Here is a 26566-nt window from a genome sequence, read left to right as displayed (position 1 = left end):
TGACTGATTTAACCGTTTGCGGCAGGGCGGGCGCGGGTAACTTCCACACCAAAGCCACCGGTATGAACGGGCACCGGAGCAGATGGCTTGTTCACTTTGACGGTGATTTTGGAGATTCGCGCATCCATGGCGAACACTGCATCGCAAATAGCTCCTGCAAGGCGCTCCAGCAGGTTAAAGCGGGAGTTGGTCACAACATCCTCTACTGTTTTGGCCAGTGTGCCGTAGCAGATGGTGTCTTCATAATCGTCTGAAACAGTTGCTTTTTCAAAGTCAGCCCAACAGGTGAGGTCGATGATAAAGCGTTGGCCTAACTTGGCTTCTTCATCATGCAGGCCGTGGAATGCAAAGAATGACAGACCTTCCAGAAATATCTTGTTTTCATTCATTGTTTGGCTCCTGAGGGGATCTTTACTTTTGGAGACCTGTGTTGCCAGAGCTGGCTCAGAAACACAATGTCTTTCCTTGGGAAATGCGCTGCATATAGATGAAAGAGCAGTTCAATTTGTGATTTGATAGCATCTATTGCCCCTACGAAAGTGCGATGGTTCTTCGCCCTATTGTGAGGTTGCGGAAGTGCGTAGAGATGCCTACAACCCTGCACTGTAAATAAAGAAGGTGTGTATGTGGGATGGGCATGTTTTCAAAGATTCTGATCGCAAACCGTGGGGAAATCGCTTGCCGTGTTATCAAAACGGCGAGATCGATGGGGATCAAAACGGTTGCTGTTTACTCTGATGCGGACCGGGATGCGCTTCATGTGGAGATGGCTGATGAGGCTGTTCACATTGGTGAGCCGGCTGCAGCCAAATCATACCTCGTAATCGACAAAATTATTGATGCATGCAAACAGACCGGTGCTGAAGCTGTTCATCCGGGCTATGGCTTCCTTTCCGAGCGCGCAGAGTTTTGCGAGCGCTTGAAGCAGGAAGGTATTGTCTTTATTGGGCCGAACCCAAAAGCAATTGAGGTGATGGGAGACAAAATCACCTCCAAACGCTTTGCCGCTGATGCTAACGTTTCTACCGTACCAGGCTACATGGGCCTGATTGAAACCCCAGAAGATGCCAAGCGCATTGCCTCTGAAATCGGATATCCGGTGATGATCAAGGCCTCCGCCGGTGGTGGTGGTAAAGGCATGCGTATCGCCTGGAATGATGAAGAAGCCATGGATGGCTTTGATCGCGCCAAGTCAGAAGCTGTCAGCTCCTTCGGTGATGATCGTATCTTTATTGAAAAGTTCATCGAGAACCCGCGCCACATTGAAATTCAGGTGATGGGTGATAAGCACGGCAATGCGATCTATCTGGGTGAGCGTGAATGTTCCATTCAGCGCCGAAACCAGAAGGTTATCGAAGAAGCGCCATCTCCATTGCTAGATGAGGAAACTCGTCGCAAGATGGGCGAGCAGGCCGTTGCTCTGGCCAAGGCTGTAGACTACGACAGTGCTGGTACTGTTGAGTTTGTGGCAGGGCAGGACAAGAGCTTCTACTTCCTTGAAATGAACACTCGCCTGCAGGTGGAGCATCCGGTAACTGAACTGATCACCGGCGTAGATCTTGTTGAGCAGATGATCCGTGTTGCTGCTGGGGAAGAGCTCGCCATCAAGCAGGATGAGGTGAAGCTGAACGGTTGGTCGGTTGAGAGCCGCATCTATGCAGAAGATCCTTACCGCAACTTCCTGCCGTCTATTGGCCGCCTGACACGTTACCGTCCACCTGTTGAAGGTGAGCATGACGGGTATGTGGTTCGTAATGACACCGGTGTTGTCGAAGGCTCTGAGATCTCCATGTTCTACGATCCTATGATCGCGAAACTGGTGACTTATGCGCCGACCCGTGCTGAAGCTATTGAGGGTATGAGCACTGCGCTTGATGAGTTCCAGGTGGATGGCATTCAGCATAACGTGCCGTTCCTCGCATCCTTGATGAAGCACCCACGCTGGCGTTCTGGTCAACTTGCTACGAGCTTTATTGCTGATGAATATCCGGATGGCTTTGAGCCAGCGACACCGGATGCGGAGGCCCGCAGTGTGTTGGCGTCTGTAGCGCTTTCCATGCACCTGATTGAGCGTGAGCGTCTGGACCATCTGCCGGGCCGTCTACGTCCGCATCATGGCGGTGTGCGCCGTGAGTGGGGTGTACTGATCAATGGTGAGAAGCTGGATGCTGAGCTGATTGAAGGCATGGCTGTGACGCCGCTTGATATAGATGTTTGTGTCGAAGGCAGTCCACGAGCCCGTGTTGCTTCTTCCTGGGTTCCAGGTGACATGCTCTGGAAAGGGCAGGTTGGTGAGCGCAACGTGAGTGTTCAGGTGCGCCCGGTTGAAAACGGCTATCAGCTGGACTGGCAGGGCTATTCTGTTGTTGCCAAGGTGATGACACCTCGCAATGCTGAACTTGCTGCTCTGATGCCTGAGAAGGTTGCTCCGGACACATCTAACCTGCTCCTTTGCCCAATGCCGGGTCTTGTTGTCTCGCTTCATGTGGAAGAGGGGCAGGAAGTGAAAGCTGGCGAGCAGCTGGCGATTGTTGAAGCCATGAAAATGGAAAATGTGCTTCGGGCAGAACGTGATTGTGTGGTAAGCGCTATCAAGGCTGCTCCGGGCGACAGTCTGGCGGTTGATGCCGTTATCATGGAATTTGAATAAGGAGTTGGCGCGAAGCCAATTCCTATATTGAGGATTTGGCTTTGCGCACTCTGCTTTTTGATCTGGATGGGACGCTGACAGACCCTTTTGTCGGCATTGTAACGAGCGTTCAGTATGCGCTTGAGAAGCTTGGCCGCGATGTTCCTCCAGCTGAAGACCTCGCCTTTATTATCGGCCCTCCTCTTACAGAAACGTTCCGCCAACTTCTGAATACAGAAGATGAAGAGCTGATCCTTGAGTGCATTCGCTTGTATCGGGAGCGTTTTACGACTGTCGGTCTTTACGAAAACGAGCGCTATGAGGGGATTATTGAACTCCTTCAGGCTGCCAAAGACCGTGGAGATCGACTGTTCGTGTGTACCTCCAAGCCTTGGGTTTATGCCGAAAAGATCATTGCTCATTTTGAGATGGATGGTCTGTTTGAAAAGACCTATGGCTGCGAGCTGGATATGACCCGCGGCAACAAAGTGGATTTGCTTGCTTACTTGCTGGAGCAGGAAAGTCTGGATGCATCTCATTGCATTATGATTGGTGATCGCAAGCATGATATTATTGCTGCGAAAGAAAATGGTGTGCAGTCTATCGGTGTGCTCTGGGGTTATGGTTCCGAAGAAGAGATGGCCGATTGTGGTGCTGATACTGTTGTCTCCTCTCGTGAAGAGTTGGCTGCTCACCTCGCCGACACCCTTGTTGCCTGATCTCTTTTGGAATGAGTTGAACTGATGCCGATTTATTTTGCTTATGGCCGTCTAATGAATCCGAAGATCATGGCAAGTCGCTGCCCGCAAGCCAAGCCGCTGGGTCCAGCCTCCATGGATGGCTATCGCTTTATCATCACCACTGAAGGTGTCCCTTCCATGGTGAAGGCCCCAGGCAAGCGAGTGCATGGTGTCCTGTGGGATTGCCGCATCGGTGATGTGACCGTTGTCGATGGAGCTGAGGCGCTTTTCCGCAAAGGGCTCGACAAGGTCTTCCTTCCGGTGCGCAGTGGCGGGCAGAACAAGTCAGCGATTATCTACCTGAGCCGGACTGCCAGCACTGGGAAGCCGCATGCCAAAGCGTGGGAAGGTGTGATGGAAGCCGCTGAGCATTGGGACTTTCCAGAAACGTACAGGGAAGAGCTGCGTCAGTGGGATCTGCGCTAGAGTTTTGCAAGCTGTAGAAGTGCATTTGTGGGCTGATAGACCGTTCACAAATGTGTTTTCAGTTAGACTGAAAGACAACTCGCAATTTCCTGAGAATCTGTTAGAAAACAAGTCTCCCAAAGTTGGGAGATAATTCTCAGGGCGGGGTGAAATTCCCTACCGGTGGTGATTGTCCTTAGGGGCATAAGTCCGCGAGCGCCTTCTTTATTTAGAGAAGGGTCAGCAGATTCGGTGAGAATCCGGGACCGACGGTTATAGTCCGGATGGAAGAGAATGTAGGTGAGGGGTGTTCTGATGAACGCTGTTTGCTTGCGCGTCCTGATTCAATGAAACTTGGCGGTTTGCCGTCCTTTGGATCAGAAAGAATTCTTATGTTTAATCTGTTTTTGAATAATGATTACGAGGTGCGTGTATGAGTACATCACGCAGTTCAACACGCGCGTCTGCTGCTGTTGTGGGCGCAAGCTGGATGGTGTTTGCTGGTGCAGCGTTTGCTGTGACCAACTCTGCTATGCAGTATCTGACCATGGTGCAGGGGCTGAGCTCCACCAGTGCAACCTTCTGGCAATACCTGATTTCGCTTGTTGCGATGGTGCCGGTTATCTGGCGCATTGGTGTTGATGGCTTGCATACCGAGCAATTGGCTCTGCACATCTTTCGTGTCTTTCTGGCTGCGCTGGGCGTGCAGTTCTGGGTTGCTGGTTTGGCAAACGGTGTGCCGATCTGGCAGGGCATCGCGCTTTTGATGACATCCCCGTTCTTCGTGACAATTGGTGCTGCTGTTTTCTTGCGTGAAAAAGCGAGCGGGCAGCGCTGGGTGGCGACAGCGGTTGGCTTTGTGGGCGGGATGATCATTCTCAGCCCGTGGGACGAAGCGTTCCAGTTGGTTGCGTTCCTACCGATTATTGCTGCGCTGCTATGGGGCTCTTCCATCCTCTGCATGAAGAAGCTGGAAGAAAGCGAAAGTCCTCAGTCGGTTACGCTTTATCTTCTTCTGCTGCTGACGCCAGTTAATCTGGTTCTGGCACTGCTGGCTCCAGGTGGTCTTTCGATACCTGACGGCATGAACATGTGGTGGTTGATCATTCTGGCAGGCCTGTTGGGTGCGATTGCACAGGGCTCGCTGGCGATGGCCTATGAGAAGGTGGATGCGGCTTACCTGCAGCCGTTTGATCACTTGAAGCTGCCGCTTAATGTTCTTTGTGGCTTCATCGTCTTCAGCTGGGTGCCTCCGGGCAATCTGTGGCTGGGAGCCGCGCTGATCATTGGCGCGTCGCTGTACATTGTGCATGTGGAGCGCGAGCGAAACTAATCAGAAAGCCCGGCCAAGTTGCCGGGCTTTTCTTTTGTTTATGAACTAGTTGAACCAGACAGCGAAGGCGCCGAAGTTTCTGCTTAAAGGGCGGCTTAAGGTGCGCATGAAGTTACCATCCCAGACTTCGCCTTGCTCGATGTAACTCACGGCGTTTGGTCCGGTGATAAAGAGAACAAGGTCGAAGCTCTCTGCTGTGTCAAAGAACGACTTCATGTTGATCCCGCCGTCAAACACCATGTGAGGGATCAACACTTCACCATTCAGTACTTTTTCTGAGGCTTTCACTGCTTCCAGCCAACTGTCGATGGTTTGCTGTGTGACTGGGAGAGCCTGAAACGGGCTGGTCTGGTTGGGGTTGGGGAGCCATTCGTGGTTGTCGTCGGTTTCCTTCTGAATGAGTTCCCAGGTTTCATAGTTCAGTTGCATAACCTGCAGAAGGTTCTGGCGGGTTGCTTTGAGGCGATCGGGGTTCACTACAGTCCAGTTGATGGAATGCAGGAAAGTGATTGGGGTTGCGAGTGCGGCTAGATCACGTGGGCCACCTTCTTTTCCTTTTTCCTGCAGCTGTTTGCCATAGGTGGTGGCATCTGGGCCAAAGACGCTATGGAACGTCATGTCGTAGGTGCTCTCATAATCGAATGCGAGCAGGAAATTACCCACTGACATGAGGAGGTTAGAGTAGCCTTGCAGCCACTTTGCGTCTGCCAGATCAAAGGTGATAGGAAACGTTGTTGTATCATCCTCAAGAGTGAATGGGCTGCGTCTGGAAAGGCTTGAGAGGATTTCTGCGATGTTTTCGTAGGGTTCAATGGTGCCGCTGTTGTCTGCATCCAGATTGATCTTCAGAAGGTCAACTTGCAGTTTGACTGGTTGATCAGAGACGCCTGCCAGAGTGTCGTTGGCTTCTTTCAGCTGAGCGACGAACCGTTCCAGCATCTCCCGTGTTTTTTGATAGGTGACTGGCTCCGGGGTTGGATTGGGAGCGACTGGAACGCGGAAAATCGGGAGGAATGCGCGTAGGCTTCTGTTTGGGGAGGTGTTTCCTGCGCCGTATTTGTAAAGATCCTGCTGCAGACCTTGGAGGGCGTTCAGGAACTGTAGGGCGCCCAAAGCGAGTTTGGCCTGATTGTTTTCAGGACTCTGTGCAGTGTTTTTGCTGAATGTGGCAATACCGGTCTGGTAGTCCGCGGCCTCAATGATCACATTGAAATCACTGGTATAATCAGTCTGTGAGAGGGCTTGTGTCGGTAGAAGTGCCGTGGCTGCGGATAAAGAAAGTGCAGTCAGGCGGGATTTGAGAAAATTCATAAAGTCTCTCCTAAAGGTCTACCTATTAGATATGGGAATTGATGTTTTTTTATGGCTTGCAATCTAAGGCTGTGGCGAGGTCGAGCAGTGTTGCCGGTTTCGTCGTCTGAAACGAAAAGGCTTTGTTTGTGAAGGCTTTAAGCGCACCGGGAGATAGCAATGAAGACCACACACTTTTCCATCACGGGATTGGTGCAGGGTGTTGGCTATCGGGCCTGGCTTTATAAAAAGGCCGGGATGCTGGGTGTTTCGGGCTGGTGCAAGAATAATGAAGACGGATCAGTGGAGGCAGTTGTTACCGGTGATCCGGAAAAGGTAGATGCCTTGCTGATGGCTGTTCAGCAAGGCCCTGTTGGTGCAGAAGTTGAAGCGGTCACGCTTTTGGGCGAAGCCCCTGAAGAGAAGGGCTCGTTCCGCATCGAGTACTAGTTATTCACCCTCTGGCTTTTGCGCCAGACCGGATGGACCGATGGAATGCGTGGGGCCGAAGATCTCTTCGAACTGCTCGCGCAGAATGATATCCACCTCAGGCATCGTCAGTGGCAGGCCCAGATCAACGAAGCTGGTGACGCCATGCTTTTGCACGCCGCAGGGGACAATGCCGGTGAAGTGTTCCAGATCAGGATCGACGTTCAAAGAGATGCCGTGGAATGTTACCCACTTGCGCAGGCGGATGCCGATGGCTGCGATCTTGTCTTCAACATCTATGCCCTTTTTCGGGCGCTGAACCCAGACGCCTACACGATCTTCCCGTCTTTCCCCGCGTACGTGGTGTTGCCATAGGGTGTCGATGAGCCACTGTTCAAGGGCTGCTACGAACGCGCGCACGTCTTGCTGGCGGCGCTTCAAATCGAGCATAACATAAGCAACACGTTGTCCCGGACCGTGATATGTATACTGCCCTCCGCGGCCTGTTTCATAAACAGGGAAGCGATCTTTGGCGATCAGATCAACAGGATCGGCGCTTGTGCCCGCAGTATAAAGAGGCGGATGTTCCAGAAGCCAGACACGCTCGTTAGCTTCGCCAGCAGCGATAGCAGCAACGCGCTCTTCCATTTCTTTCTGTGCAACATCGTATGGCACGAGCTCGTCATCAATCACCCACTCAACAGGTGGAGAACCTTCCAAGGGTAAGAAGTCTGTTTTAAGGGTTTGACGATCAGCCATGTTGTTATCCCAAAATGATCTGCGGATTTCGGTTAGTTGGTTTGCCCTAATGAGATGTAAGCGTCTACACTAAAAATAACAGGGCACCAACTCACAGAGTAGGGACTGGTGCATTTTATTCCCTCTGATGGAGCAGGACATAGATGAACAGGTTCGATGATATCTCCGTCGATATTTCGGTGGTGCTGGGTAAATCTGAAATGCCAGTGCACCAGTTGTTGCGCATGGGACGTGGTGCGGTGATTGAGCTGGACACCCATGAAGCAGACGATGTGACGATTTTGGCAAACAATACGCCGGTGGCCGAGGGGCAGGTGACTGTGGTTGGCGATAAAGTTGGCATTGTTATTACAAAGGTTCTGCAGCGTGCTGTGGAAATGCGGCCCGTAAACATGGAAGATCGCATCTGAAATATCGCGTGCAGTGGATAAGTCCCCGTCCAAAAGAGGTTTTTTCGATTTTTTTCCTCTGCACTGTGAATTTTTGAAAAAGGGTACTTGCGCAGGTTCGAGGGGTTGGCTATATCACCGCTCACCGGCCGACGGGGCGAGGCAAACAAGCCAGACACTCCAACGGCAAGCCAAGGTTTTGCGGCCGTGGCGGAATTGGTAGACGCGCAGCGTTGAGGTCGCTGTGGGGTAACTCCCGTGGAAGTTCGAGTCTTCTCGGCCGCACCAAAAGCCCCGAGCTCTTTTAAGAGCCGGGGTTTTTTGCTATCTAAGCCTCTGTTTTTTCTCAGTATATATAAATGCAGGATCGCTTTATCGGGCGAGGGATCACGTGTTTTGCGTTGGTTTGCGTTTTTGTGCGTCTATTTGCGTTTTCTATGGTTTGAGTGCGTTCTTATGTTTCCTCTGGATTTCCTGAGGGGCGCCTAGGCCTACCCCAAAAAGAACGCAGTTTGATGTAAATCGTGAATTCTTCGCAAAAGGATTGCACGGTCAGAGAAGGTCGCTATAAACACAAACCTGTGCACAGGGACCTTGGTACCAGAGGCATTTCAATTTTCAGCAATACTGAAGGACGATGCTCACGTTAAGCATTTGACTGAACAACCAGTGGAGGTCTCGTGACCCAATCGGAAAATCCCGGTGCGCTTCATGCTGCGCCCCCTCCACCACATGTTCGAGATGCCAGCGGACACCTTGATACGGACTTTGTAACGCGCGTTGAAGAGGCTCTGGATACACGTGATGCTGCTGTTGTGCGCGAGCTGGCGGGTAATCTGCACGAAGCAGATATGGGTGACCTGCTGGAGATGCTGCGCGAAGACGATCGCGTTCTTCTTATTCAGCTGCTGGGTGAAGAGTTTGACTTCGCCGCTTTGACCGAAACCGAAGAGCCTGTGCGTGCGCAGGTTCTGGATGCATTGCCGGATGGTGATGTTGTTGAAGGGATTGGCGAGCTTGAGTCCGATGATGCGGTTTATCTGCTTGAGGACATGGAGCAGGAAGAGCAAGAGAAGATCCTTGCTCAGCTGCCCAATGTGGATCAGGTTCAGATTAAGCGGGCGCTTGAATTTCCTGAGGATTCTGCTGGCCGTATTGTCCAGACTGACTTTATTGCAGTACCGCCGTTCTGGACAGTGGGGCAGGTGATTGACCATCTGCGCAGCTCCAAAGATCTGCCGGACAGCTTCTATGAGCTTTATGTGGTTGATCCGGGGTTCCGCCTGTTGGGTGCTGTGGCGCTGGACCGGTTGCTGCGCACCAAACGCTCTAAGAAGATCTCCAAGATTATGGAGGAGACCCGCCATTCTGTTCTGGTGACTGATGACCAGGAAGACGTGGCGCGTTTGTTTGAGCGCTATAACCTGGTTTCTGTTGCTGTGACCGACACCTCCGAGCGACTGGTCGGTATCGTCACGGTTGATGATATTGTTGACGTCATTCAGGAAGAGGCTGAAGAAGACATGTTGGCGATGGCTGGTGTGGGTGATGAGGAGATCTCTGACAGCGTGCTGGAGATTGCTAAGTCTCGCATTTCCTGGCTATCGGTGAATGTGTTCACCGCCATTTTTGCCGCGTTTGTTATCTCCATTTTCTCGGCCACCATTGAGCAGATGGTGGCATTGGCTGTGTTGATGCCGATTGTGGCGTCCATGGGAGGGAATTCCGGAACGCAGACCATGGCCGTTACCGTGCGCGCGATTGCCACTCAGGAACTGAATAGGCGAAACATTCTCAGAGTTTTGCGGCGTGAGTTGTTGGTGGGCATCATCAACGGCGTCGGCCTCGGAGTACTGATTGGCGCTATTGCGGGGGGCTGGTTCCTCAACCCAGAACTTGGGGTGGTTATTGGCAGTGCAGTTCTGATTAACTCTATCTGTGCTGGTTTGTTTGGATTGCTGGTTCCAATGGGCTTAGAGAAAATTGGAGTGGATCCTGCCATTGCTTCTTCAGTTTTTGTGACCACCATAACGGACGTTGTTGGCTTCTTTACATTTTTGTTCCTGGCTGCATGGTGGTTCGGTCTGCCGTTTTAGCCAATCAGGAGGTTAGAATGGATGCACCGGGTATCAATGGAATTGTAGAAACTGCTGTTTATGTTGATAATTTTGCCGAGTCGCATCAATTCTACGGCGACCTTTTAGGGCTGAACCGTGTCGTTGAGGGGGAGCGTATGCATGGCTATGATGCAGGCCCCAACCAGATGCTTCTGGTTTTCCGGCGCGATGTGTGTGGCGATGATGTAGACAGCCCTTTCGGTATGGTTCCCGGACACAGCACGAGTGGGCCTTCGCATTTCGCCTTCGCCATTTCCCGCAGTTCTTTGATTGAGTGGCGGGAATATTTGGAAGACAAAAAGATCCCGATCAGCAGTGAGGTTCGTTGGCCGCAAGGCGGGGTGAGTCTGTTCTTTCATGATCCTTTTGGCAATGTGGTGGAGCTGGCAACGCCAGGTCTTTGGCCCAATTATCAGGATTAGACCCTGCTTCTGCTGATGGCCTGAACTGCCATGATTTGCTGATCCTTAGAGTGGCCTTGTGAGGGGTATCTTTCCTTTTTGCCTGTACACTCTTCCGGCGGCAGCTGTGCGGCTTGCCGGGAGGAGGATGTCATGGTTCAGCACTGCAAGATCATCATCAGAAACCGAAGCAAAACGGCCCGTCGTTTCTATCTGTTCCAGCTGCAGCCGGCCTATGTGGTTGTGGGTGGTGAAGTGCCTGAGGTTCACTCCTGCTGTGTCTGTGCTGGTGAGGTTGAGCCTTACAGTATGTCCGGTGCTGAGCTGGAGTTCGCTTTCAAGGAAGTCGTGCTGGCTGGTGCTGTTCATGAGAAGAGCGCTTCTGCTGGTGCTCGCCGTTTCGCTTCACCTACTGGGAATGATGAGAGTGATGCACTGGCGTTTGCCATGCAGCGGGTGGTGGGAACGCAAAGTTCTGAAGATGCAGTTTCCATCAACAGCACGCGTTTGAGCGTGGCGCCGCTGGGCCTATCTCCCTCAATCAACGAAGCTGGTGTGACTCTGCGTAGTTTCAGAGTGCATACGCCTGCGGTTCTTGATGAGGAGCTGGTGGATGTTTACTGCGGCAATGCCATTCAGCATCAGGATGGGCAGGTGGTGCTTTCCAGTTTCGTCAGGCCTCCCTCAGACAGTCGGGTGGACTGTGCCCCGCTGTTTGCCTTCTGGCTTGATACCGGAAGTTTTGAGGAAGGGCAGGTCGTGCCGTCTAATCGGTCTGGCTCGGCGCCAGTTCTTATCGAGTTTGCCTTTGATGGGCCTCAGGTGGTGATCGCAGACTACAATGAGGATGGGACATTCTCGCCGGGGGATTAACTTTACTCCGTTGTTTCAATAGGATGAGCCGGAGTTTGAAGTTGAGAGCTGATTTGAGGAAGGGAGCTTTACAGATGACAGAGCGTGGCGGAACGGACTTGCAGGACCTGCTGGCGTCCATGGAGGCTTCTCTTTCGGAAGAAAGCTTCGTGTTTTGCACCTTTCCCAATGGCAGCATTGAGGCTTTGGCAGAACATTCCCCGCTTGGGCTGTTCTGGGAGCAAGAAGGTCTGACAGCGATCCTTTCCATTGAGAATGCAGGTAAAGCTGGCGTTGAAACCGAACCTTGCTTCCGCCGTATCTCCTTAGCTGTTCACAGTTCCCTGGAAGCCGTCGGCCTCACCGCCGCCCTCTCCAAAGCCCTCGCCGAAGCCGACATCTCCGCCAACGTCGTCGCCGCCTTTTACCACGACCACATCTTCGTGCCAGAAGAGAAGGCAGAAGATGCTCTGGCGGCGCTGGAAGAGTTGAGCCGCTCTGCGAAGAGGGGTTAGGCCAGGATGCCGAGTTGGGAGGCTGGGGCTCTTGGGGGTGGGGCTATGGTTTGTTGGCCATTCAAGAGGCACTCGAAGGTTTCCGGTGCGACGGCTGGGGAATACAGGTAGCCCTGATACTCGTGGCACTGCAGTTTCTGGATCTGGCGGAGCTGTTCTTTGGTCTCGATGCCTTCTGCCACCAGTGTGAGGTTAAGTAGGCGGCCCATTTGGACGATCATCTGTACAATCGGCCAGCGTTTGGTGTCGGCGATGAAGGATCGGTCGATCTTCAAGGCTGTTACCGGGTAGCGCTGGAGGTAGCCCAGGTTTGAGTAGCCTGTGCCGAAGTCGTCGATTTCCAGCGTAAAGCCCAGATCACGCAGGGCGTTGAGTTCTTTCAGCGTTTCATTGGCATCGCTGAGCAGGGCGCTTTCGGTGATTTCTAGCCGGATTGATCTGGCTGAAGCACCAGTCTCAATGAGGATGCGGTGCAGACGCTGGGATATGCGGCCACGGCGGAACTGGGCCGGGGACAGGTTGATGGAGATCGCGATGTCATGGCCAGCCTGTGCCCACTGCTTTTGCTGCAGCATGGCTTCGCGGGCAACCCAGTCGCCGATCTCATCAATCATGCCTGCTTCCTCTGCAATCTCAATGAAGCTTGCTGCTGAAACAAGGCCGCGGGTTGGGTGATGCCAGCGCAGCAGGCCTTCTGCACCTACAATGCGGTTGGTGGCGACGCAGACGCGTGGCTGGTAGTGAACAGCGAGCTCTTTGTTGCGCAGAGCCTGACGCAATGCGGTTTCCAGACTGACGCGCTCTTCTGCTTCCCGGGACATGGAGATGTCGAAGAAGCAGATGCGGTCGCGGCCCAGATCTTTGGCTTTATACATGGCAAGGTCGGCCTTGCGCATGAGGGTGTCCAAATCAACGCCGTGTTCCGGGTAGGTGCACACACCGATGGATGGGGTGACCTGCAGCATGTGGCCGCGCACTTTGCACGGCTTGGACAGGGCTGTTCTGATTTCGCGGCTGATATCGTCCAGCAGGTCGTAATCTGCAAAGTTGGCGATGAGCACAACGAACTCATCCCCGCCGAGGCGGGCGACAAAGCCGATGCCTTCGACGACTTCCTTCAGGCGTTTGGCAATGACGACGAGCAGGTCGTCGCCCACCAGATGGCCGAGGGTGTCGTTGATTGTTTTAAAGCGGTCGAGATCAATGAAGATGAGCGCGCCGGGATTGCCGGTGATGCGGGTTTCATCCAGATAGCGCTCGGCTTCAATCTCAAGAAATGTTCTGTTGGCAAGGCCGGTCAGCGTGTCGTGGTGGGCCAGGTAGCGGACTTCGTGTTCTGCTTTCAGGCGTTTGGTGACATCTGAGGCGCTGAGCAGGATTGCTCTGGAGCCAGAGAATGGGTCGTATCCGCTGCGGGCGTTCAGGTCGAACCAGCGTTCTCCTTGAGAGGAGTGCATCAGGGCGACGAGGTTTGCCTTGCCTGTTTTGCGCAGTTCATCCAGCAGCGCGTCGAAATCGCGGCGGTTGCACATGCGGTTGATCAGGTCTTCGCAGCCGTCAGGCCGGTTGAGGCGGCTTGCCGGGTTTTCAAAAATCAGTTTGCCGTTCTCATCGAACATGCTGATCATGGAGGTGGTGTAGAGCAGCACCTGTGCGCTGCGCACCTGTTCTGGCTCGTTGCCGACCTCTGAAATGACCTGAACCAGCAGGCCCGGATTGCCAGAGACGAGTGGCTGAGGGGATATGGAGCAGTAGACGGAGACCGGCTGAGCGTTTGGGATGACAGTGATGCATTCGGTGATGCGGCCTTCTTCCCGTACACGGGTCAGATAAGACTGCAGCTGTCGCTCATAAGAGGGATCATCAAACGGGGCGGGCAGTTCAATTCTGAAGGCGCCGGTCTGGTCGATACAATTCTTGAGGGACAGGCCGAGGAACGTCAGACCTGCGGCGTTGGCCCAAACCAATTTGGTTTGGGAGACGTCGACAATATACATAGGGACGTCGACACGGGCGAAGGCGCGTTGGTCTTCTGTTGGGACAGGCGAGTGATATAGGACGTTGGCATCCAGCGTTTCAATAAAACCAGTCAAACCTGAAAATCCCTTTGTGCTGTGTCCTAGGACTAGACACCATCCCCTGCATGTCTATATCAGCTATAGGTAGATCGTTATTTTTACCGATTATGTGAGTTGCAAGGTTATTAAAACGTTATTCCTTTGCCTTTAAGTTGGAACAAACGAACTGAAAATGTGCAAAATGCATTGATTTAGAGGTGGAGAAACGGCGGTCTAGCGAAGGACCTACCAAAAGTGAGGGGAGAACACCCTCTTTTTCCTAGGGAATTTCTGTTAGGCTATGACTTTGCGTGTTTGCGGTCTGCCGCAGTATCTTTTAGTTATGTTTGATCAGAGTCTGCCGCGTGGGGCGGTAGCGAATAAAAGGGAGCATGTCATTCGCATGACGGACTATTGTGCTTCGACGTCAAATCGCCTTGAAGGTGATGAGGACGCGCCAAAGAATCCTGAAAAGTCCATCCCGGTGGACAAGCATCTTTTTGATGCGCGGACAGTGCTGATTACAGGACCTGTGACACAAGAGATGGCTCAGGATGTCTGTTCCCGTCTGCTTGCACTTTCCCAGGTCAGCAATGACCCGATTACCGTTATTGTTTCTTCTCCGGGTGGCCACGTAGAATCCGGTGACATGATCCACGACATGATCAAGTTCATCCAGCCGGAAGTTCGTATCCTCGGCATGGGCTGGGTGGCGAGCGCTGGCGCTCTGATTTACGTGTCTGTGCCGAAAGAGCGTCGTTTCTGCACCCAGAACACCCGCTTCCTGCTTCACCAACCATCCGGTGGTGCTGGCGGTATGGCAACTGATATCGAAATTCAGGCCAAAGAAATCCTCAAGATGCGTGATCGTCTGAACCAGATCTTCGCAGACGCAACCGGCCAGCCGCTGGAGCGCATCGAGAAAGACACCGACCGCGATTACTGGATGAGCCCGGATGAGGGCATCGAGTACGGTCTTGTTGGCAAAGTGATCAACAACGTCTCCGAGCTTAGCTAAACAAGCTCACTATATGTTTGAAGAAGGCGCTCTTTTAGGGCGCCTTTTTTTTGTTGGTCAGGTGCCGTTTGCGTCACTGTGGCTCAAATAATACAGGGTAAATACATATGGGGTGACGCACGGGTTTCCTTTTGTTTTGAAGCCTTTCCTTGGGTAGTACGAATTAATCGATAAAACCAAAGGGGCGGTTTGGAAATGAATAAGGAACTCTGTGGCTCAGCTTTGCTTTGGTCTCTGGTTGTTTGTGCATCTGGTGCTTCGTTTGCTACTGATACTGGTATTCAGGTGGATCTGGAAGGCTTGGTTCTTTCCAGTGCAGGGACTGGCGAAGGAGACCTTATTGTTAAGTACGGTACTACGGATGTTCTTAGCGCAAACAAGCTGGATAGGTTTGACTGGGCGCCAGGTGGGAGATTGAGTGTTGTAGTGCCAGGGAATGGTGAGCTGGCAGGCTATAAGCTACAGTTTTCCGGGATGTACTCCGGGCGTCTAACCTCGCAATGGAACTACTTTGACGTAGACGGGCCTATCGGTGACAGGTTCTCTGCCGCCTATGATAGTGACTATCGGGGCGCACTTATCTCTGGTCCTGACAATCCTGACTTTCGAAACTCTGATTCAGCTTATGCCTTTTTCTATGACTATCAGCGGGAGTTGTGGGGTGGGGAACTCAATCTCCAGCGTGAGACTGAGTTTTATGGTCTGACCGTCCTTGGTGGGCTGCGCTACATCGGACAACGCAACAAGCTGGGATCGGTGCTTTATGATGATGAGGCGGACTATCTGGGCACACGTAATCACATTGACCGGGTGAAACTCACTACCAACAACCATATTTTTGGTGCGCAGTTTGGTGTTGAAGGGGCTTATGAGGTTGCAGAGAAGGTTTATCTGGGTGGACGGGCGTCTGTTGGTGCTGGTCTGAACCGGATTGATTTTTCAAGCCGCCTGACAAGTGACAATAACAGTGCCGTTGATATTCGTAAGAAGGAAGGTCTGAACCACTTCGCGGCGTTTGTTGAAGTTGCGCCGAAGCTGACCTACCAGTTTTCTGAGCGACTGGCCTTCAATGTTGGTGGCTATGCGATGCTTCTGAATGGTGTTTCTGATGGTACAGAAGAGTATCACCGTGTGGGCCTGCCAGACTACGACGTGCTGGAGGGGGACGATACTCTGCTGTTTTATGGCTTCAGTGCGGGTGCATCGATCCGGTTCTGATGCTTAATTAAAAGAAAGCCGCCTTGCTGGAGAAGCTGAGGCGGCTTTTGTTTTTTAGCGCTGCCAGTTCTTGGAGGCTTCGAGCCATTGAGCGGTGCGGTGCTCGGGGTTGGTGGCGGTGGTGACGTCGGAGATGGTGGCGATGGAGTCGGCGCCTGCGGAGAAGACGTCGCTGGCGCGTTCCAGAGTGATGCCGCCGATTGCGACCAGATGCTTGTTGGTGCGCTCACGCCATTTCTTCAGAGTTTCCAAACCCTGTGGCTGCCAGTGCATTTCTTTTGAGGTGCTATTGTAAATTGGGCCAAGGGCCACATATTCAGGATCTAATGCCAGGGCTGTGTCCAGCTCGGCTTCATCATGGGTGGAAATGCCGTAGTAGATCCCCGCGGAACGGAGTGCGCGGAAATCAGCGGTTTTCAGATCCTCTTGTCCTAAATGCACATAGCCCACGTTTGCGTCATACGCTGCCTGCCAGTGATCGTTGACGACAAGCACTGCGCCGGCTTTGTCGCAAAGTTGCTTTGCTTCGCGGACCTGAGATCGGATTTCATCCTCGGACTTGTCTTTGATACGGAGCTGACAAAATTTGACACCAAGAGGAAGGACACGTGGCAGCCACTGGGTGCCATCGATGATCAGATAGAAGCGATCTAACATTGCTGGTTTTCTCGATTAAGTGCGCAGTGACTGGATGGGCTATCACTAGATGCGTGCTGCGTTCATATTTTTGAGCGAAAATATGAGTTGGGCAGGTTGTTGGCTACAAATTTCTAAAATTTGAAGCATTTACACGTCCTGCGTGTGTTGAATTGTGGAGAAAGTCTAGCAAAAAAGGCGAGGGTTTCTTGAGGGTATTCCTGTAAATGTCTGAGTTGAAAAGTAAATGATGAGAAATATTGGAATTTTTACCGTGTTTGCTTGCGGGCAGGGTAATTTTACGTGGTCTTCTTTTTCGCTCGTCTCTGGGGTGTAAATGTCTAATAGCGAGTCTTTTTCCCTCTGCGATTTAATGGCGTGGCTTTCCAAGGACGCAAAAATGCTGGGTCGTCCCTGCCGTATCTTTGCGGTGTTGGGAGAGCATTTGCAGGCGCTGGGCATTGAGGTGGATCGGATCTCCACCGGCATCTCCATTCTGGATCCGAATTATCACGGTGAGGGCTTGATCTGGGAACGTGGGGTTGGCCCGCGGGTGCGATATTTTGAGCGCACGCCTGATACAAGCGAGTCTTATAATCAAAGCCTTTGGAAGCGATCTATTGAGACCGGGCAAACGATCCGGCATAAGTTTGGTCATCATGATGAGTTTGATCAACTGATGATCATTCAGGAGCTGAAGGATCAGGGATACACGGACTATGTGGCCGTGCCCATGACGTTCTCAGACGGAGAAGTGCATGGGTTGGCATTTGCCTCCCGCGCGCCGGATGGCTTTAAAGATGAAGATGTGGCGCTGTTTGATCAGATCTCCGCTCCGCTGTCGCTGATCTGTGAGCTGTTCAACTCGCGGCAGGCTTCCGAGAGCATTCTGAATACCTATCTTGGTACACGTGCCGGACGGCGTGTGATGAATGGCGAGATCCGTCGGGGGGATGGTGAGCATATCAATGCGGTGGTGGCATTCAGCGATATCCGCAACTTCACCGGCTTTTCCAATTACCTGCCAGACACAGCACTGCTGCAATTGCTGAATGAGTACTTTGGCATTGTCACCTCACGGGTGGAGCAGCATGGCGGTGAGATTCTGAAGTTTATTGGTGATGAGGTTCTGGCGGTGTTTCCTTATACAGATGCACAAAGCGCCAGAATTGCTGCGTTTGAAGCCATGACAGCACTGCGTGAGAGTATGTCTGATCTGGCAGCCGCCAATGCGCGTGGGTTTCCTGATCTGCCGGCTATCCATGTGGGCATGGGCGTGCATTCAGGGCGTGTGTTCTTTGGTAATGTGGGTGGTCAGCGACGGCTGGACTTTACGGTTGTTGGTCCGGTGGTGAATGAGGCTGCGCGTATTGCAGACCTGTCCAAGCGCCTTAATCAGGAAATGCTGGTGTCGCAGTCCGTGGCGGAAATTCTGAACTGCTGTGAGGATACCTATGTGGGGACATACCCGCTCAAGGGCTTCCCCACACCGGTGAAGGTTTATCAGGCGCCGGAGTTGACCAGATCCTGTGCATTTGGACCTGGCAATACGGCTTTCCTTGCCTTTGAGAAGAACTGACGGCGCAGCAGCACCAGCGTGACCATCAGGGTCGTTCCGATGAAGATGAGCGGCCCTGCATACCATCCCAGGTATCCGACAGCGAAGAAGAGAGCCTGCTGGCCGCTGCTGAAGTGGCGTCCAGCCAGCGTTGCCAGTCGTGCTGCGCGCAGGGAGGCGTCCACGGCTTCCTCATTGTCTTCATGGCAATCGTCTGGAATAGAGCCCATGACGATGGTGGTGTAGTTGAACAGGCGGTATGCCCAGCCGAACTTGAAGAAAGCGTAGGCGAGGATCACCATCAGACCGAACGTCTTGGCTTCGTTTTGAAGCGGATCGTCCAAAAATGGCAGGTTGAGAGTTTGGGCGAGGGCCGTGACCTCATCCATGGCGCTTAGAAGCGTGACCGTACCACCGATGGCGAGCAGGGAGGCCGAGGCGAAGAACGCGGTGCCTTGCTGCAGGCCGGAGGCAATGTTGGTGTCTGCGATACGGACTTCCCGTCTCAGCATGGCACGCATCCAGCGGTAACGGTGCGCGTCCATGGCATGGGAGAGGGTGTGTTTGGACCACGGGCTACGATAGGCCAGCCAACTGTACAAGCCCCATGAGAAGACGAAAAAGAGGATGGCTATGAGGTTGGAAAGCTGGATCTGAAGCATTGATCTTTCTGTTTTTAAGCCTGTGTCCGGAAATCAGCCTGCGTTTTGAGCGCGGGGTTTTTATATGTTTGGCATGATTTGGGGGAAGGGGCTAGAGGCGGAGCGCCACATGCAGCTGTGTGAGCCCAGCTATTTTCGAGCGAAAACAGACTCAAGGTACGCAAAAAACACAATTGGAGTTGTCCTATACGGCACCCGGTTCTCAATAAAGTCGAGTTTTGAACGAATTTTTCTCGAAAAAAATTGGCTGAATTTTTTATGGTTATCGATAATTTTAGCAGTTCTAAAGAGCTCTAACTTGTTGGGGCTATGGGTTTTTATTGGGTAGGTATATCTGACTGGGTAATAGGTAGATAATTTTACGTAGCAAGGTGCGACGGTGCAGCCAGCCAAATTTTGCCGTTTTACTGTTGCGCTTTCATTGGAAAAGGAATATTCCGTGCGCCCTGTGCTGACGAGGTTTCCTCGGCGCGCATCTATCAACCATTAAACGGTGTTTTATGGATCACGAAATTCAGAAGTCCTGCTGGGGGTTCACTATGTGGACTGTAGCAACCCTCGGCGGCGTTATGGCGCTGCTTTACGTATTTGCAGGTGCCGGCAGTTAATCCCAAGACAACTGCCTGAAACGCGGATTTTGACGGGGATGCAGATGTGACGTCTGCATCCCTTTTTCTTTGAGTGCTTCTAACTGTTATCCAAAATCGATACTGTGCTGCTGATCACGCTCTGTACGTTAGGGCAGTTTTTGCTTGGCTCGCTTGTGCGGCTTAACTGGCGACCTGCAGCACGATCTTCCCAAGATGCTTCTTTTGCTCGAAGACTTCCTGCGCCTCTTTGATTTGAGAGAGGGGGAAGGTTTGTGAGACAAGCGATTTGATGCGGCCTGCTTCGATATGGCTGACGAGATTGGCGAACACTTGCGGCTCCAGCACTGTGCAGCCGAAGAAGCTCAGATCCTTCAGATAGAGCGTACGAACGTCCAGCTCCACCAGTGGGCCACCGATAGCGCCTGCAACGGCGTAGCGGCCTTTGGGCTTGAGAACATCCATGAAGGTTGGCCATTGCTCTCCAGCCACCAGATCAATCACCACATCAACGCTGTTGGTGCCAAGGTTGTCTGCGAGATTGTCCTTGCGATCCAGAACGCGGTCTGCGCCCAGCTCCAGCAGCAATGGAGCTTTGGAGGCAGAGGAGACGGCAATGACGTTGGCACCGCGTGCTTTGGCCAGCTGGACTGCCGCAGAGCCGACACCGCCTGAAGCGCCTGTGATGAGCAGCTGCTCACCAGATTGCACATTGGCGCGGGTGAGCATGTTTTCTGCTGTTGAGTAGGAGCAGGGGAACGAGGCGAGCTCCTGATCGCTCAGAGTGCTTTGGATTGGGTAGATGTGATGGTGATCGACTGAAACATATTCAGCAAAGCCACCGTCGCACTCGGATCCCAGGAACCATGGTGTTTCCAGTTGCTTGCCATTGGCGTAGTGCAGGCAGGGCTCAATCAGCACTCGTTTGCCGATCAGATCCTGTTTGACGTTTTTGCCTGTTGCGACGACCTGCCCGCACACATCAATGCCCTGTATGCGAGGGAAGTGGAGCGGTTGTCCGGCCCAGCTGGCATCTGCTGCATCGCTCTCTTGCTTTGAGTACCATGCCTTGCGGGTGTTGATGTCGGTGTTGTTTACGCCGGCCGCCAGAACCTGCACCAGTACGTCTTCAGGGCCGAGTTTGGGGAGAGGGAGATCTGTGCGTAGCTCCAGCATCTCTGGTCCGCCGTGGCCGTTGAGTGTGACTGCGGTCATGGTGGTGGGGAGCAGGCTCATGATGCGGTCTCCTGTGTGAGTGATAGAATTGCGGACTTGGCCCAGCTGAAGACCTCAGAGCCGTTGAGGGGATAGGTGGAGACGGCGCCTTCGTGGATAAGGAAAAGCTCTCCTGCTTTGTGCTGAAGCCCCAGTAAGGCTGCCAGTTGATCCTGTGTCTCTTGCTTGTGTCTGGTGACGCATTGAGAGACCTGCTCGCTCTCCGGGTAGGCTGAGAGCGCTGCTCGGTCCATGCAGCCATGTGGGGCGTTGGTTTGCATCCAGTGTTCAATGGTGCTGAGGATGGCCGTGAGGCGGTCCTGTGGTGCGGTCTCTGTAGCTTCCTTCAGTAGGGACAGGTATCGGCGGTGACGGACTTCCAGCGCGCCTATGATCATGTCTTCTTTGGAGGGGAAGTATTTGTAGAGCGTGCGCAGGCTCACATCAGCGCCTTTACGCAGTTCGGCAACGCCGGGTGCGGTGAAGCCGCGAGCCGCGAAAACGCCTTCCAGCTTCGTACAGATTGAGTGTTCCAGATCAGTCATGCTAAGTTGGTAGAGTGATCGTTCTACCGAGTCAATCGCGAATGTGCAGGTGGTGATCACCGATATGTTTGTGCAATGCGTTAGGTATGGGCTGTGCTATCTCTGGCAATCGGCTGAGTGACCTGCTATTTGAGCGCTATGACGTTACATCTGGTGAAACTCTGTGTTGGCGTGGAAAGCGTTGACCAGCTGCGGAATTACATTGAACAGCGACAGATTCTGGCGCTGTCCCACGGTTTGAGTGATGAGCAGATCCATACGACCCGTATGGTGCCGACTCGCATTGACGAGCTGCTGGACGGTGGTTCGCTTTACTGGGTGATCAAAGGCAATGTTCAGGTTCGCCAGAAACTGATCGACATCCGTGTTCACAAAGATGATTCCGGCAAGAAACGCTGTGATCTTGTGATGGAGCCGTATCTTCATCAGACACAACTCCAGCCACGCCGTGCGTTTCAGGGCTGGCGCTATCTGAAAGCGTCAGATGCTCCGCCGGATGTGACCGGTCCTCTGCTCGACAGCGATCAACTTGCCGAAATGCCAGAGGCCATGCGCCGCGAGCTGCAGGAACTCTGCCTGATTTAGTCGTTCCCTTTTTGCGGATTGCATCTGTAAAGGCTGGATGAGATAAACGCGTCAGGCGGCTGTCTGTCTGGGGGGAACATGCTGTGACCGAGCTTATTGCATCGATTGCCGGGCCATACCTTTTTGTGACAGGTCTTGGTTTCTTTATTTCCAGCGGTTTTTACCAGCGGATGATTGCTGCCCAATCAGATGTAAATCCGATTCTGCTCAATTTATCCGGGGCTGTGCATTTTGTGGTTGGGATGGTTGTGCTCGCCAATCACTTCGTGCTGTCCAGTGTGGCTGGTGCACTCGTAACTCTGGTTGGCGCTGCAGCTGTGCTGAAGGGGGCAAGCCTTATTGTTATTCCTGATTACATGACAAAATCGCAGCAAATGGGGAAAGCGGGCGTTCTCGCCACTGGTGCTGCTTTTAGCGCAACGGGCGCTTATCTCAGCTATGTCGGGTATTTCTAGCAGAGCTCTGGGAGTTTGAGAGTAGGTGGGCTTCCGGGCAAATGCGTTCACTTGCCCGGATAGCAATTTTAAACTTCGATGTTATCGATCAGGCGGGTCCCGCCGACTTTGGCGGCGACCAGGATGCGGGAGCCTTTGGCGTCGACCGGGGTGCCCAGATGTTTTGCGTGGCGCAGCTCGAAGTAGTCTGTGGCAAAGCCTGAGAGCTTCAGAACCGCCAGAGCCTTCTTGCGCACTTCAATCCAGTTTTCACCGTTGTGAAGCGCGTTGCGTGCAGTGGTCAGCGTCTGGGAGATAGTGATCGCGGTTTCGCGTTCCTTGTTATCCAGATACTCGTTGCGCGAGGACATGGCGAGGCCGTCGTCTTCACGTACGGTAGGAGCACCAACGATCTGAGTCGGCAGGTGCAGATCCCTTGCCAGCTGTTTGATGACGCGCAGTTGCTGGTAATCTTTTTCACCAAAGACAGCGACATCCGGCAGGACAGCCAGCAGAAGCTTGGCGACCACAGTTGCTACGCCATTGAAGAAATGCGGACGGTGATCTGTTTCCAGTCCCAGAGCCGGGCCTTCAATCTGAATAGATGTGGCAAAGCCGTTTGGATACATTTCCTTTGCGTTTGGAGCAAAAACGCCAAACACATCATGTTCCGCCAGTTTCTGAAGATCGGAGGCTTCCGTTCTTGGATAACTTTCGAAATCTTCGCCCGGCGCGAACTGTTTAGGATTCACAAAGATTGAAACAATCACGATGTCTGCCAGTTCCCGGGCCTTTTCGACCAGTGACAGGTGACCTGCGTGCAGAGCCCCCATGGTTGGAACCAGAGCGATTGTTTTGCCTTCTCGTCTCAGAGGTAATAGTGCAGCCCGCAGGTCGTCTACACCGCGGTATACGTCTGGGAGATTTCTCATAGGCGTCTCCATGTGGGAACACATCCCGTTATTTCTTGGCTTTGCAGCTGTTCTTATCTGTTGTTGGTAATGGGTTTGCCCAGAAACTGTTGAACCCAATTGCAAGCAGAAACTGATATAACCAGTTTTAGCAGATTTTATGATTATTCTCACTGCACCAATAGTGGGTATTGGTCTTTAGCGAGCGAATTAAATAATCTGTCCCAAGATTTGTTAAGTTGTTGGAATAATATGCCTTCATAACCTTATGTGAAGCGAACACAGGTGTGCCTATGTCAGACAAGTTTTCCAAAAAGACCGGATTTCTGAATAAGCATGCGGAAGACAAAAGCGAACTTTCCAGTTTTCTTGCGGCTGCCAAAGGTGCCGTTGCGGCGCCTGAAGGGAGCGAAAGAGGGCGTTTGATCTTTGCTTTGGATGCCACAATGAGTCGCCAGCCGACCTGGGATCAGGCCTGTCATCTGCAGGAGGAGATGTTCATTGAAGCGGGGCGTGTTGGTTCGCTGGATGTGCAGCTGGTGTTTTTCCGGGGCTATGGAGAGTGCAAGTCTTCGCGCTGGGTGAGTAACTCCAAAGAGCTTGGCCGAATGATGCGCAAGATCCGCGTACAGGCCGGGCGGACGCAGATTCGCAAAGTGTTGGATCATGCCTTGAGCGAAACGCGCAAGAAGCGGGTTCAGGCGGTGGTCTATATCGGCGATTGCATGGAAGAAAATCCCGATCTGATTTGCGATAAGGCCGGAGAGCTTGGGATGCTTGGGGTGCCGGTGTTCGTCTTTCAGGAAGGGCAGGACATTGTGGCGGAGCGGACTTATCGGGAGATCGCCCGGCTGAGCAATGGTGTCTATCTGAATTTCGATGAAGGATCGGCTGCGAGCCTGCGCGGATTGCTGGCTGCGATTGCCACGTTTTCCGCAGGGGGCAGGGAGGCCCTTGAGCGACTTGAGCAATCGGGGCATAAAGGTGCTCAATTCTTGATAGAACACCTCAGGTAGTACATGGGCTATTTGGTCTTAGGAGGATTGGTGCTTGCCATCCTCTATTTCTTCGCAAAGTGGCTGACACAGTCCAACCCTGCGAAGCTTGCAGATACTTTGAAAAAACTGATTGGCGGTCTTTTGCTGCTGGTCTGTGCGTTTCTCGCGGTGACCGGCAAATACGTGGTGGCCGCGCCACTTGCCGTTTTTGCGCTCTCCCTTCTGGGATGGGGATCCGCGCAGAACCTCCGGTTTCCCGGGGGCTTTTCCCTTGGTGGGCTGGGAGGTGCCTCAAAGAGCGCCGGTCAAACTTCCACAATCTCTTCCAAGTTTCTCCATATGGAGCTGGATCATGACAGCAAGAAGCTGGAGGGCAAAGTGCTCGCCGGTACATTTGCTGGCCATGCCCTGAGTTCTCTACAGGTTGCGGATCTCAGGCAGCTTTGGCGTGAAGTGCAGCCGGATGGGGACAGCGTTGCCCTACTCGAAGCTTACCTCGACAGCAGGCTCTCCAACTGGCGTGTAGACTTCCAGGCGGATTCCACAGCGGGGCAGAGAGACGCGTCGGGCTCGAGCGCTCTGACTGAGAAGGAGGCCTACGAGGTTCTTGGACTTGCGCCGGGAGCCTCCGTGGACGACATCCGCGCCGCTCATCGCCGACTGATTAAACGATTGCACCCCGATAGTGGAGGTTCTGCTTTCCTGGCTTCCAAACTCAACGAGGCGAAGGATAGGCTTCTCAACAGACATTAGACTCACCGTGACTGATACTAGTTACTGATAGACGGCATAGCAGGAGTACTTGGCCTTCTTGAGTTTGGCGCAAGCGTCCCAGGCTGCTGTTTTGGTTTCAAACCCGATGAACCGTGCGCGGTACAGGGTCTGTTTCTTGGATTTGACCGGTTCAGTGTAAATGCGCTTGTTACTCAGGGTAGAGCCTGCCGCAGCTCGCGCACTTTCCAGGATGCGGATTGCCTTATCCTGGCTGTCGGTCGCAGAAATCTGAATGTGCCAGCCAGATGTGTCGATGTCCTCTGGCTTCAGGCTTGCAATCTTGCTCGCGATTGGAGCGGAAGATGGTGCAGGCGCTGTGGCTGGCTGCTGCAGTTTCGCAGATGCGGAGACTGCAGGGGCGGCCAGAGAGTTGGCAACCAGTTCCTTACGCGGTGCAGGAGCTGGGCTTGAGGCCTGGCTTTCCAGCATTCTTGCGATCGGATCGGTTGGTTTCGAGTTCGGTGTTGCGCCATTTGCGTTGGCATAAGCCAGCAAAGTTGGCTGCTGTGCAGGGCGACCAGTCGCTTTTGCAACAGGGATTGCCGGTGCCACCTTCGGGAACTGATAGCGTGTTGTTGTGCCTGCGTAGAGCATAGGCGCGGTGCGACGACCACGGGATGCTTTTGGCAGGTACTGGTTGATCAGTTTCACCATCTGCGCATCACGGCTTTTGCCGGTGCGGCCACCCAGAACCACAGCAACGATCTGACGATTGTCGCGCTTTACGTTGGTGACGAGGTTGAAGCCGGAGGCATTGGTGTAGCCGGTTTTGATGCCGTCTACGCCGCGCACACGACCCAGCAGCTTGTTGTGGTTGCCCATGCGGCGGCCAGCGTAGGTGTAGGAGCGGGTGTTGAAGTACTTATAATACTTCGGGAAGCGATCCTGAATGGCGCGGCCCAGCAGAGCAAGGTCAGCTGCTGTGGTGACCTGCTTGGAATTTGGCAGGCCATGCGGGTTTCTAAAGGTGGTGTTCCGCATACCAATGGCGCGCGCGGTCTGCGTCATGCGGCGCCCAAAGGCTTTTTCAGAACCAGAGATGTGCTCTGCAATCACAGTCGACGCATCGTTTGCGGACTTGGTGATGAGGGCGTAGATCGCATCCTTCACGCGCAAAGAACCGCCAACTCTCAAGCCAAGCTTGGTTGGTGGGCGGCCTGCAGCGTAGCGGGACACTTTCATTTTGGTGTTGAGCGAAACGCGGCCTGCTTCCAACTCTTCAAAGAGCACGTAAAGTGTCATGATCTTTGTGGTGGATGCTGGATAGCGCCGTGCATTGGCGTTGTTGGCGTACAAAACCTTTCCGGTTTTAGCATCAACGACAATACCAGCATATTTGGAATTAGCCTCGGCAACGGATGGAGCTGTAGCGAGTGCTACTGAAACGGCAATGATGCCGACAGCTTGTCCAAATGCCTTTTTTAGGCGCCCAAATGGCCCAAATTTACGCAGACCCATGTTCTTTTCGCCCCGTGAGCAATAATGGCGGTTACGCGCTCTGTACTAAAA

General features: G+C 53.1%; 27 protein-coding genes, 1 tRNA gene and 1 riboswitch. Of the genes, 18 read left to right on the top strand and 10 right to left on the bottom strand.

What is annotated here, in order from left to right; all coding sequences use genetic code 11:
- Positions 1-8: 8 nt before the first annotated feature.
- Positions 9-389, bottom strand: coding sequence for a dihydroneopterin aldolase (gene folB, locus PSE_RS18720; protein ID WP_014286281.1), 381 nt, complete (start codon positions 387-389; stop codon positions 9-11).
- A gap of 248 nt (positions 390-637) precedes the next feature.
- Between folB and PSE_RS18715 the strand changes: the two genes are divergently transcribed.
- The 4 genes from PSE_RS18715 to PSE_RS18700 all read left to right on the top strand — a co-directional run bounded on the left by PSE_RS18715 (position 638) and on the right by PSE_RS18700 (position 5107).
- Positions 638-2650 carry an acetyl/propionyl/methylcrotonyl-CoA carboxylase subunit alpha gene (locus tag PSE_RS18715; protein WP_041769098.1) on the top strand — a complete coding sequence of 671 codons (2013 nt, stop codon included), beginning with the start codon at positions 638-640 and terminating at the stop codon, positions 2648-2650.
- A gap of 41 nt (positions 2651-2691) precedes the next feature.
- Positions 2692-3348, top strand: coding sequence for an HAD hydrolase-like protein (locus tag PSE_RS18710; protein ID WP_148266169.1), 657 nt, complete (start codon positions 2692-2694; stop codon positions 3346-3348).
- A gap of 24 nt (positions 3349-3372) precedes the next feature.
- A complete protein-coding gene (locus PSE_RS18705; protein WP_014286278.1) occupies positions 3373-3795 on the top strand; it encodes a gamma-glutamylcyclotransferase family protein in 423 nt (140 codons plus the stop codon).
- Between the two features lie 128 nt (positions 3796-3923).
- Positions 3924-4074: riboswitch (FMN riboswitch) on the top strand.
- 133 nt (positions 4075-4207) lie between these two features.
- Positions 4208-5107 carry a DMT family transporter gene (locus PSE_RS18700; protein WP_014286276.1) on the top strand — a complete coding sequence of 300 codons (900 nt, stop codon included), beginning with the start codon at positions 4208-4210 and terminating at the stop codon, positions 5105-5107.
- A 45-nt stretch (positions 5108-5152) separates the two neighbouring features.
- On the opposite strand, the gene PSE_RS18695 is transcribed toward PSE_RS18700, so the two are convergent.
- On the bottom strand, positions 5153-6418 hold the full coding sequence (locus tag PSE_RS18695) for a hypothetical protein (RefSeq protein ID WP_014286275.1): 1266 nt from the start codon (positions 6416-6418) through the stop codon (positions 5153-5155).
- Positions 6419-6577: 159 nt separating this feature from the next.
- Here PSE_RS18695 and PSE_RS18690 point away from each other — a divergent pair, with 159 nt between their 5' ends.
- Positions 6578-6847: an acylphosphatase gene (locus PSE_RS18690; RefSeq protein WP_014286274.1), complete on the top strand. Its 270-nt coding sequence runs from the start codon at positions 6578-6580 to the stop codon at positions 6845-6847.
- On the opposite strand, the gene lipB is transcribed toward PSE_RS18690, so the two are convergent.
- Positions 6848-7585, bottom strand: a complete 738-nt coding sequence (gene lipB / locus PSE_RS18685) for a lipoyl(octanoyl) transferase LipB (protein ID WP_014286273.1) — start codon at positions 7583-7585, stop codon at positions 6848-6850.
- A gap of 143 nt (positions 7586-7728) precedes the next feature.
- On the opposite strand from lipB, the gene PSE_RS18680 reads away from it, so the two are divergent.
- The 6 genes from PSE_RS18680 (at position 7729) to PSE_RS18655 (ending at position 11859) form a co-directional block, all read left to right on the top strand.
- Positions 7729-7995, top strand: coding sequence for a FliM/FliN family flagellar motor switch protein (locus tag PSE_RS18680; RefSeq protein ID WP_008547981.1), 267 nt, complete (start codon positions 7729-7731; stop codon positions 7993-7995).
- 180 nt (positions 7996-8175) lie between these two features.
- Positions 8176-8262, top strand: a tRNA-Leu gene (locus PSE_RS18675).
- A 392-nt stretch (positions 8263-8654) separates the two neighbouring features.
- A complete protein-coding gene (mgtE, locus tag PSE_RS18670) occupies positions 8655-10070 on the top strand; it encodes a magnesium transporter (RefSeq protein WP_014286272.1) in 1416 nt (471 codons plus the stop codon).
- Between the two features lie 17 nt (positions 10071-10087).
- Positions 10088-10513, top strand: a complete 426-nt coding sequence (locus PSE_RS18665) for a VOC family protein (protein ID WP_008547383.1) — start codon at positions 10088-10090, stop codon at positions 10511-10513.
- A gap of 132 nt (positions 10514-10645) precedes the next feature.
- Complete coding sequence (locus PSE_RS18660; protein WP_014286271.1) at positions 10646-11365, top strand: hypothetical protein; 720 nt, start codon at positions 10646-10648, stop codon at positions 11363-11365.
- Positions 11366-11439: 74 nt separating this feature from the next.
- Positions 11440-11859, top strand: a complete 420-nt coding sequence (locus PSE_RS18655) for an ACT domain-containing protein (RefSeq protein WP_014286270.1) — start codon at positions 11440-11442, stop codon at positions 11857-11859.
- Here the strand turns inward: PSE_RS18655 and PSE_RS18650 are convergent.
- Complete coding sequence (locus tag PSE_RS18650) at positions 11856-13952, bottom strand: bifunctional diguanylate cyclase/phosphodiesterase (protein WP_041768675.1); 2097 nt, start codon at positions 13950-13952, stop codon at positions 11856-11858. The two genes, PSE_RS18655 and PSE_RS18650, sit on opposite strands and share 4 nt — an antisense overlap.
- 367 nt (positions 13953-14319) lie before the next feature.
- On the opposite strand from PSE_RS18650, the gene PSE_RS18645 reads away from it, so the two are divergent.
- Complete coding sequence (locus PSE_RS18645) at positions 14320-14934, top strand: ATP-dependent Clp protease proteolytic subunit (RefSeq protein ID WP_041769097.1); 615 nt, start codon at positions 14320-14322, stop codon at positions 14932-14934.
- Positions 14935-15129: 195 nt separating this feature from the next.
- On the top strand, positions 15130-16152 hold the full coding sequence (locus tag PSE_RS18640) for a hypothetical protein (RefSeq protein ID WP_014286267.1): 1023 nt from the start codon (positions 15130-15132) through the stop codon (positions 16150-16152).
- Between the two features lie 54 nt (positions 16153-16206).
- Here the strand turns inward: PSE_RS18640 and PSE_RS18635 are convergent, their stop codons facing one another.
- Positions 16207-16809 carry a thiamine phosphate synthase gene (locus PSE_RS18635; protein WP_014286266.1) on the bottom strand — a complete coding sequence of 201 codons (603 nt, stop codon included), beginning with the start codon at positions 16807-16809 and terminating at the stop codon, positions 16207-16209.
- Between the two features lie 316 nt (positions 16810-17125).
- Between PSE_RS18635 and PSE_RS18630 the strand changes: the two genes are divergently transcribed.
- The gene (locus PSE_RS18630; protein WP_041768674.1) at positions 17126-18367 is read left to right on the top strand and encodes an adenylate/guanylate cyclase domain-containing protein; all 1242 of its coding nucleotides are present in this window, start codon (positions 17126-17128) and stop codon (positions 18365-18367) included.
- On the opposite strand, the gene PSE_RS18625 is transcribed toward PSE_RS18630, so the two are convergent.
- From PSE_RS18625 to PSE_RS18610, 3 genes are all read right to left on the bottom strand, one after another.
- Positions 18292-19008, bottom strand: a complete 717-nt coding sequence (locus PSE_RS18625; RefSeq protein ID WP_041768673.1) for a DUF599 domain-containing protein — start codon at positions 19006-19008, stop codon at positions 18292-18294. The genes PSE_RS18630 and PSE_RS18625 overlap by 76 nt on opposite strands.
- 770 nt (positions 19009-19778) lie before the next feature.
- Positions 19779-20831, bottom strand: a complete 1053-nt coding sequence (locus tag PSE_RS18615) for an alcohol dehydrogenase family protein (RefSeq protein WP_014286263.1) — start codon at positions 20829-20831, stop codon at positions 19779-19781.
- Positions 20828-21355 (bottom strand): TetR/AcrR family transcriptional regulator, encoded by a 528-nt coding sequence (locus PSE_RS18610; RefSeq protein WP_014286262.1) that lies wholly within the window; start codon positions 21353-21355, stop codon positions 20828-20830. Before PSE_RS18610 ends, PSE_RS18615 begins: the two co-directional genes overlap by 4 nt.
- Before the next feature lie 138 nt (positions 21356-21493).
- Here PSE_RS18610 and PSE_RS18605 point away from each other — a divergent pair, with 138 nt between their 5' ends.
- Positions 21494-21940: a DUF1489 family protein gene (locus PSE_RS18605; protein WP_008553001.1), complete on the top strand. Its 447-nt coding sequence runs from the start codon at positions 21494-21496 to the stop codon at positions 21938-21940.
- A gap of 83 nt (positions 21941-22023) precedes the next feature.
- Positions 22024-22395 carry a hypothetical protein gene (locus PSE_RS18600; protein ID WP_014286259.1) on the top strand — a complete coding sequence of 124 codons (372 nt, stop codon included), beginning with the start codon at positions 22024-22026 and terminating at the stop codon, positions 22393-22395.
- Positions 22396-22463: 68 nt separating this feature from the next.
- Here the strand turns inward: PSE_RS18600 and panC are convergent, their stop codons facing one another.
- Positions 22464-23306: a pantoate--beta-alanine ligase gene (gene panC / locus PSE_RS18595; protein ID WP_014286258.1), complete on the bottom strand. Its 843-nt coding sequence runs from the start codon at positions 23304-23306 to the stop codon at positions 22464-22466.
- A 272-nt stretch (positions 23307-23578) separates the two neighbouring features.
- Here panC and PSE_RS18590 point away from each other — a divergent pair, with 272 nt between their 5' ends.
- Both PSE_RS18590 and PSE_RS18585 read left to right on the top strand, forming a co-directional pair.
- Entirely contained in the window at positions 23579-24301 is a 723-nt protein-coding gene (locus tag PSE_RS18590; protein ID WP_014286257.1) for a hypothetical protein, read from the top strand.
- Between the two features lie 30 nt (positions 24302-24331).
- On the top strand, positions 24332-25036 hold the full coding sequence (locus PSE_RS18585) for a DnaJ domain-containing protein (protein WP_128647443.1): 705 nt from the start codon (positions 24332-24334) through the stop codon (positions 25034-25036).
- Between the two features lie 21 nt (positions 25037-25057).
- Here the strand turns inward: PSE_RS18585 and PSE_RS18580 are convergent, their stop codons facing one another.
- Positions 25058-26515 (bottom strand): serine hydrolase, encoded by a 1458-nt coding sequence (locus tag PSE_RS18580; RefSeq protein ID WP_014286255.1) that lies wholly within the window; start codon positions 26513-26515, stop codon positions 25058-25060.
- Between the last annotated feature and the right edge of the window lie 51 nt (positions 26516-26566).

The sequence above is a fragment of the Pseudovibrio sp. FO-BEG1 genome (assembly GCF_000236645.1).
Lineage (GTDB): Bacteria > Pseudomonadota > Alphaproteobacteria > Rhizobiales > Stappiaceae > Pseudovibrio.
The sequence above is the reverse complement of the archived record's forward strand: the minus strand, read 5'-3'. Positions and strand labels throughout refer to the sequence as shown.

What these genes read in the sequence shown, in the direction of transcription:
- folB (WP_014286281.1), bottom strand. Translation starts at nt 389, where the DNA reads ATGAATGAAAACAAGATATTTCTGGAAGGTCTGTCATTCTTTGCATTC.
- PSE_RS18715 (WP_041769098.1), top strand. Translation starts at nt 638, where the DNA reads ATGTTTTCAAAGATTCTGATCGCAAACCGTGGGGAAATCGCTTGCCGT.
- PSE_RS18705 (WP_014286278.1), top strand. Translation starts at nt 3,373, where the DNA reads ATGCCGATTTATTTTGCTTATGGCCGTCTAATGAATCCGAAGATCATG.
- PSE_RS18700 (WP_014286276.1), top strand. Translation starts at nt 4,208, where the DNA reads ATGAGTACATCACGCAGTTCAACACGCGCGTCTGCTGCTGTTGTGGGC.
- PSE_RS18695 (WP_014286275.1), bottom strand. Translation starts at nt 6,418, where the DNA reads ATGAATTTTCTCAAATCCCGCCTGACTGCACTTTCTTTATCCGCAGCC.
- PSE_RS18690 (WP_014286274.1), top strand. Translation starts at nt 6,578, where the DNA reads ATGAAGACCACACACTTTTCCATCACGGGATTGGTGCAGGGTGTTGGC.
- lipB (WP_014286273.1), bottom strand. Translation starts at nt 7,585, where the DNA reads ATGGCTGATCGTCAAACCCTTAAAACAGACTTCTTACCCTTGGAAGGT.
- PSE_RS18680 (WP_008547981.1), top strand. Translation starts at nt 7,729, where the DNA reads ATGAACAGGTTCGATGATATCTCCGTCGATATTTCGGTGGTGCTGGGT.
- PSE_RS18665 (WP_008547383.1), top strand. Translation starts at nt 10,088, where the DNA reads ATGGATGCACCGGGTATCAATGGAATTGTAGAAACTGCTGTTTATGTT.
- PSE_RS18660 (WP_014286271.1), top strand. Translation starts at nt 10,646, where the DNA reads ATGGTTCAGCACTGCAAGATCATCATCAGAAACCGAAGCAAAACGGCC.
- PSE_RS18655 (WP_014286270.1), top strand. Translation starts at nt 11,440, where the DNA reads ATGACAGAGCGTGGCGGAACGGACTTGCAGGACCTGCTGGCGTCCATG.
- PSE_RS18645 (WP_041769097.1), top strand. Translation starts at nt 14,320, where the DNA reads ATGACGGACTATTGTGCTTCGACGTCAAATCGCCTTGAAGGTGATGAG.
- PSE_RS18640 (WP_014286267.1), top strand. Translation starts at nt 15,130, where the DNA reads ATGAATAAGGAACTCTGTGGCTCAGCTTTGCTTTGGTCTCTGGTTGTT.
- PSE_RS18635 (WP_014286266.1), bottom strand. Translation starts at nt 16,809, where the DNA reads ATGTTAGATCGCTTCTATCTGATCATCGATGGCACCCAGTGGCTGCCA.
- PSE_RS18630 (WP_041768674.1), top strand. Translation starts at nt 17,126, where the DNA reads ATGTCTAATAGCGAGTCTTTTTCCCTCTGCGATTTAATGGCGTGGCTT.
- PSE_RS18625 (WP_041768673.1), bottom strand. Translation starts at nt 19,008, where the DNA reads ATGCTTCAGATCCAGCTTTCCAACCTCATAGCCATCCTCTTTTTCGTC.
- PSE_RS18615 (WP_014286263.1), bottom strand. Translation starts at nt 20,831, where the DNA reads ATGAGCCTGCTCCCCACCACCATGACCGCAGTCACACTCAACGGCCAC.
- PSE_RS18610 (WP_014286262.1), bottom strand. Translation starts at nt 21,355, where the DNA reads ATGACTGATCTGGAACACTCAATCTGTACGAAGCTGGAAGGCGTTTTC.
- PSE_RS18605 (WP_008553001.1), top strand. Translation starts at nt 21,494, where the DNA reads ATGACGTTACATCTGGTGAAACTCTGTGTTGGCGTGGAAAGCGTTGAC.
- panC (WP_014286258.1), bottom strand. Translation starts at nt 23,306, where the DNA reads ATGAGAAATCTCCCAGACGTATACCGCGGTGTAGACGACCTGCGGGCT.
- PSE_RS18590 (WP_014286257.1), top strand. Translation starts at nt 23,579, where the DNA reads ATGTCAGACAAGTTTTCCAAAAAGACCGGATTTCTGAATAAGCATGCG.
- PSE_RS18580 (WP_014286255.1), bottom strand. Translation starts at nt 26,515, where the DNA reads ATGGGTCTGCGTAAATTTGGGCCATTTGGGCGCCTAAAAAAGGCATTT.